5 protein-coding genes and 1 pseudogene are annotated in these 6161 nt (G+C 70.2%); 2 read left to right on the top strand and 4 right to left on the bottom strand.

Translation table 11 applies throughout. The features are described from left to right. Positions 1–88 precede the first annotated feature (88 nt). Genes ACWF94_RS30315 through ACWF94_RS30305 form a run of 3 tightly spaced genes read right to left on the bottom strand, consistent with a single transcriptional unit; the run spans position 89 to position 3267 of the window. Positions 89–1744: an amino acid permease gene (locus ACWF94_RS30315; RefSeq protein WP_453495537.1), complete on the bottom strand. Its 1656-nt coding sequence runs from the start codon at positions 1742–1744 to the stop codon at positions 89–91. Between the two features lie 24 nt (positions 1745–1768). After that, positions 1769–2104 carry a hypothetical protein gene (locus ACWF94_RS30310; RefSeq protein ID WP_453495534.1) on the bottom strand — a complete coding sequence of 112 codons (336 nt, stop codon included), beginning with the start codon at positions 2102–2104 and terminating at the stop codon, positions 1769–1771. Continuing rightward, the gene (locus ACWF94_RS30305; protein WP_453495531.1) at positions 2104–3267 is read right to left on the bottom strand and encodes a M24 family metallopeptidase; all 1164 of its coding nucleotides are present in this window, start codon (positions 3265–3267) and stop codon (positions 2104–2106) included. The genes ACWF94_RS30310 and ACWF94_RS30305 overlap by 1 nt, the downstream gene beginning before the upstream one ends. Positions 3268–3568: 301 nt before the next feature. Here ACWF94_RS30305 and ACWF94_RS30300 point away from each other — a divergent pair, with 301 nt between their 5' ends. Beyond that, complete coding sequence (locus ACWF94_RS30300) at positions 3569–3841, top strand: hypothetical protein (RefSeq protein ID WP_453495528.1); 273 nt, start codon at positions 3569–3571, stop codon at positions 3839–3841. Between the two features lie 523 nt (positions 3842–4364). Next, positions 4365–5813: an amidase gene (locus ACWF94_RS30295; protein WP_453495525.1), complete on the top strand. Its 1449-nt coding sequence runs from the start codon at positions 4365–4367 to the stop codon at positions 5811–5813. Between the two features lie 153 nt (positions 5814–5966). On the opposite strand, the pseudogene ACWF94_RS30290 reads toward ACWF94_RS30295, so the two are convergent. Continuing rightward, positions 5967–6161, bottom strand: a pseudogene (locus ACWF94_RS30290) (Clp protease N-terminal domain-containing protein); the annotation flags it as partial.

The raw sequence follows: 6161 nt of genomic DNA, 5'->3' as shown, positions 1-6161 counted from the left end.
GTCTTGGGGTCGGCGGTGAACCGGAGAACTCAAGCCGGCGGGGCAGCGCGTTCGGACGGATTCAGTGCTCGGCCGCTACGGGTGCCGCTCAGGTGGTGGTATCGCTGCCGGGCACCCGGGCGGGGCGGTCCGCCCCCTCGGGCCGCGGTGGCGTCCGTCCGGGGGCGGTGGTCCGGGCCGGAGATCCGGTGGACGTCCCGCCCGCTTCCGTCGCCGATTCCGCCCCCGCTCCGGCCGGCTCCGTCTCCGCCCTCGCGTCCGCCGACTCCGTGGGCAGCGCTCCGGGCCGGCGCCACAGCAGATAGAGCACCCCTGTCGCGGCGAGGAAGACGCCGATCAGCGGCACGGCCCAGTCCAGGTACCAGGGGGCGCCCGGGGCCAGCAACTGGGGCCGGGGCCAGGCGATGTTGATCACCTCGAACAGCACCCAGGCCGCCGCGGCGATATTGATGGGCAGCCCCCACCGGCCGAGGCGGAAGGCGCCGTGGCCGGGGTCCCACCGGCCCCGCAGTCGTGCGTACAGGGCTGCGGCGATGACGAGACAGAAGGACGCGTAGAAGCCGCCGGAGGTGAAGGCGATCAGGGTGCTGACCGCGGAGCCGTTCAGCCCGACGCACAGGATGCCGGTGCCGAGCAGCGCGGTGGCGAGGACGGCGGCGGCGGGTACCTGGTTCGGCGCCACCTTCCGCAGCCGCCGGGACAGGGGCAGCGTACGGTCGCGGCTGAGCGAGAAGATGATCCGCGTCGCGGTGGTCTGGATGGCGATGGCGCAGGCCAGGAAGGAGGCCAGCACCACGGCCTGGAAGGGCTTGCTGACCCAGGAGCCGAAGGAGTCCGTCACCAGTGGGGTCAGCGGATCGACGGTGAGCACATCGACGAGCCCCGCGGCGTTCCGTTCGGAGCGGACGATGGCGGCGGCGTTGATGACGACGACCAGTCCGACCACGATGATGGCCATGATGAGGGCGCGCGGGACGTGCCGTTTGGGGTCGCGTACCTCCTCCGACACGGCGGAGCAGGCGTCGAAGCCGACGAAGGCCCATCCGGCGACGGCGACCGCGGCGAGGAAGCCCGTACCGGCCGATCCGCCCCAGTTGTCCTCGGCGCCCAGGTTCTGGAAGAAGACGGACCAGTCGTTCTCGGCGAAGAACAGGAGCAGCAGCAGCCCGATGGCCACGCTGGCGATCAGTTCGGCGGCGATGCCGACGTGGACCGAGTACTTGAGGGGGTTCTGGCCCAGCAGGTTGATGGTGGTGACCAGGGCGAGGACCCCGAATCCCCACAGGAGCTGTTCGGTGGGCCCGGGGTGGCGGCCGAAGAGTTCGGCCATCCAGAAGCCCCCGAGATAGCTCACCGAGGTGAAGGCGATGATCTGCGTCCAGATATGGATCCAGCCGGCGAACCAGCCGTAGCGGGGGCCGATCAGGCGCCTGCTCCACTGGTAGATGCCGCCGCTGATCGGGTACTGGGAGGCCAGTTCGGCGAACACCAGGGCCACCAGGATCTGGCCCCCGAGGGCGATCAGCAGCGCCCACACCCAGGCGGGGCCGCTGGCGAACATGCCGGACCCGGCGATCGCGTAGAGGCCCACCACGGGGGAGACGAAGGCGAATCCGAACGCGAAGTTGGTCCAGAAGCCCAACTCCCGCTTCAGTTCCTGCTGGTAACCCAGCGTGGCCAGCTCCCGCTCGTCCGCGGAGGGCTCTGGTCTTGCCTGGGGTGGTTGAGATGATATGCGGCTCATGGGCTTGCTTCCCTCTCGCGGCGGTCAGCGGGTGGCTGTCCGCGGAGCCTTGCCGTACAGGTCTTTCACCCGCAGCCGGTGGTCCAGCGCCGGTGCGCGGGAGGCGTACAGGTCGTCGCCGTTCAGGAACAGCACAGGAAACACGGCCGGTTCGGCTTCCGGATGCCCGCGCACCACCGCGTCGAGCCGTGGCGGGTCCGAGCCGAGCCGTGCCGGGTTCGCGTCGAGTCGTGCCGGGGCCGAGTCGAGCCGTGGCGGGGCCGAGTCGAGCCGTGCCGGGTTCGAGCCCGGATCCGCGGGCCGGGGTGTGCGCCGGGCCGGTGACCCACGCGACCCCCGCCGCGCGTCCGGCGCCTGCATTACGACAGCCCCAGCGCGTATCCGGCGTCCGACAGACGCCGCACGCCGTCGCTCTGCACGTGGTAGTTGTCCTCGATCTTGAGGAGTACGAACTGGTCGCCCACCTGGACGCCGGTCTCCGGCTCCAGGGCGATGACGCTGTTCTCCCGCAGCACGAAGTCCCGGTCGACGCGGTTCGTGCGGTAGATCGTGGGCAGCTCGCACGCGCGCAGCCCCACCCCGTGCCCCATGGCGTACGGCGTGCGGGGCAGGCCCTCGCTCGCCAGATAGGCGTTGACGGCGGCGTCGATCTCGGAAGCGCGGACGCCCGGCTTGGCCTTCTCCTCACCGATGTGATGGGCCGTGATCAGCTTGCGGTACGCCTCGGCCACCGCGCGGGGCGGTTCGCCGACGAATCCGGTCCGGGCGACGTCCGAGGCGTAGCCCCCTCGGCCGTACACACCGATGTCGAAGAAGAAGGTGTCGCCCTCGCGCAGGGTGGTGCCCTGCCCGAACCAGGTCCCACTGCCCCGGCGGTGGTTGCACAGCGAGTGGGAGAGGTACTCCGCGCCATCGGACTGGGCCGAACTCATGGCCGCGGCCAGCACGTCGAAGTCGACCACGCCGGCGCCCGCCCGCGCGAACGCGGCCTCCGCCGCGCGAGCGTTCACCTTGCTCGCGGCGTCGAGGAGGGTGATCTCGTCCGGTGTCTTCTCGATCCGCAGTTCGTAGAGCCGGGTTCCCACCGGAGTGAAGTCCGTTTCGGGCATCGCGGCCCGCAGCCGGTCCAGCACCTCCGGGTTGACCAGCTCGAACCCCACCTTGCGGGCACCGGTGAGCGCCTGGCGCATCTGCTGGGTCCAGATGTCGGGGTGTGTCACGGCCGGGGCCCAGGAGGGGGCGGGGTGCACGGCGCGGATCCAGGGCAGCTCGGCTTCGGGCTGTTTGATGTCCTCGTCGACCCAGGGCACGAAGAGTTCCACCTCGCCCTCCGCGTCGACGACGGCCGCGAACCAGTCGTAGCCCTCCGAGATGACCAGCGAGCGGAAGTCGGATGCGTAGCGAATATGGTCGAACCCGGTCAGAATGAGATGAGAAAGTCCGTTCTCGCGCATGAAAGCGGTCAGACGTCCCCGCCGGTCGGACCGCAGTCCGTCGATATCGATGGTGGGCCATGCGTACATATCAGCCTCCTCAGGAAGCGCGCAGAAGCGCTTCTGCCGCGTGGTGGTGTCAGTTTTGGTGAAGCGCTTCTGCGTGTCAAGGGAAGTGTCAGGACGGGCCTACCGGGGGCCCTGAGTGGGAAACCGTCCGGCACGTCCGCCAAGCAGCGCCGGGGACCGCGGCCGGCCGGGCTACTGCCGGCAGACCAGGAGTGTCGGCCGAGCGGATCGGCTCCGGGGAGCGCGGGCAGTGGCTCAGCTCCCGGATCGACACCCGAAACCCCGGGCACGGCACGCATGCGGGGGGTCCGTACCGTCCGAGGTGATCACCCACGGTATCCGCGGACTCCTGGACCGGCTCGACCGCGGAGGCAACCGGGACAGACCGCGGTGGAACGCCCTGCGGGCACTCCATCGCGCGGCGGAGGACCAACTCTCCCATCTGCGTGGCCATCTGCCCGGGGACCCCACCAGCCCACTGGGCACCTACGACGATCCCGAGCCTGCCGCGACACGGGATCAGGGCCCACCAGCGAGATTCCACCGCCATGCCTGGGTCTTGGCGCGCGCGGCAAAGGCGGTTCCGGCGGAGTAGCCGGGCGTCCACCGCGCAGTCGCCGGCGGAGAAGATCAGCGACACCATGGTGCCGCGTGTGGCGCGCTCTCGTCAGCGGCGTTGAACTGGCTTGATTCTGTGCGGCATAGAACGCCCAGCGGCCAGCGCCCGGCTGTCAGCGGCCAGCGCCCAGCTGTCGGCGGCCAGCCGACAAGGCCGAAGGAAGGCTCCTTGCGGTCTGACGCGACGGGCGACCGGTCGAAGTGCTCGGCGCGCGGAGAGCGAGATCCTCCAACCCCTCACCCAGCGAGTCCCTTTCACGGAAAGCGGAATGTGTGCCAGAACCTATTTCTCGTGAACATTCCCGAGCCCGTCGGCCTCCGGTCGCTGCGGCCTCGATCCCCCGGCGTGCCGGGCGAAGCTGTGGCGGAAAGTGAGAAAAGCCACACCCCGACATGGTCCCCCACGTCCGCTAAAGTCGAGTTAGACCCGCCCTGAACTGGGGTTTTGTGTCGCCCACAGAGATGTGATCGCCGCGGGTCGAGCTTTACGGGAGGTTCGCATGACCGATCTGGCATTTCGCTCCGCAGGCCAGCTTGCTGCCGCCGTCGCGGCAAAGGAGGTATCGAGTGTCGAATTGCTCGACCACTACCTCGCCCGGGTGGAGCAACTCGATCCGAAGGTGAACGCCATTGTCGCCCGGGACGAGGAGGGTGCGAGGGCCGCAGCGCTGGAGGCCGACCGCACGGTCTCGCGCGGCGAACCGCTCGGCCGCCTGCACGGCGTCCCTGTGACGATCAAGGACAGTCTCGAAGTTGCGGGCATGCGGACCACCGGGGGTTCGGCTCGCTGGGGGGAGCATGTCTCCACGAGCGACGCCGAGTCGGTCGCGCGCCTCAGGAACGAGGGAGCGATCGTGTTCGGCAAGTCCAACATGCCGCCGGACGCCCGGGACTGGCAGACCTACAACGAGGTCTACGGGACCACGAACAATCCGTGGGACCCGACCCGCGGACCTGGCGGTTCGTCCGGCGGGTCCGCCGCGGCGCTCGCCGCTGGGCTGACCGGCCTGGAACTCGGCGGCGACTCGGCGGGCTCGATTCGGGTGCCTGCCCACTTCTGCGGCGTGTACGGGCTGCGCACGTCGTTCGGGATCGTGCCGAGGTACGGGAGCGTCTCGGGACATGCTCCTGGGACGCTGGCGGATTTCGATATGGCGGTGCTCGGCCCGCTCGGCAGGCACGCCGACGACCTCGATCTGGGTCTCGACATCCTCGCAGGAGCGGACCACGACCGCGCCCCGGCTTGGCGGCTGGAGCTGCCCGCCGCCAGGGCGACCACTCTGCGGGGCTTTCGGGTCGCGGCATGGCTCGAAGACCCGTTCTGTCCCGTCGACAGCGAGCTGGCCGCGATCATGCAGGCGACGCTGGAAGCGGTACGCGCCGAGGGCGCCGTCGTGGTCGAGGGCAAGGGACCGGTCGGGCTCGAAGAAACGATGGCCCTCTATGAGCCGCTGCTGATGGCGCAGAGCGGGCTGGTCGAGTCGGACGAGTCGTATGCCGGGCTGGTGGAATTCGCCGCCGCTGAAGGGACCGAGGGCGGGTTCGCGTCGGACCTGACGGTCAGCTTCCGTGAGTGGCACGCGCTCGACGAACGCCGGCAGCACTCCCGGCGCCGCTGGTCCGAGTTCTTCCGCGACGTCGATGTGCTCCTCTGCCCGGTGACCCCCACGGCCGCCTTCCCCCACGACCAGCAGCCCGATCCCACCTGGTCGGTCCGGACACTGCAGGTCGACGGCGCCGACCGGCCGTATCGCGACATGCTCACCTGGATGGCGCCGTCGGCGGTCAACCATCTGCCCGCGGCGGTGGCACCTGTCGGGACGACCCGGGACGGGCTTCCGGTCGGTATCCAGGTGATCGCGCCCTATCTGCACGACCGCACCGCCGTCCAGTTCGTGCGGTGCCTTGCCGAGGTGATCGGCGGATTCCGCCGCCCGCCGGGCTTCTGAGCGCCGCCAACGGGCTTCGCGGGCCCGCGGCGTAGCGGCGGCGAACTGGACACCGTGTTCTCGTCGTACGCGGAACGCTTCCCGGTCCGCCCGCTCCGCTTGGTCCGCCCGGTCCGGCCGGTCCGGCCCGGCCTGTGCCTGCGGGCAGGCGCAGGCCGCAGCGACGTACTCCTCGGTGCGCGTCTTGTCCAGGCCCAGGCCGCTGAGGACGCCCTCGCCGTTCTCCAGCTCCAGCAGGGCCAGCAGGATGTGCTCGGTGCCGATGTAGTTGTGGCCGAGGCGCAGGGCCTCGCGGAAGGTGAGTTCCAGGGCCTTCTTGGCGGCCGAGCCGTACGGGACCAGCTCGGG

The sequence above is a fragment of the Streptomyces sp. NPDC055078 genome (genome assembly GCF_053607985.1).
This window is presented reverse-complemented; position numbering and strand designations above follow the sequence as displayed.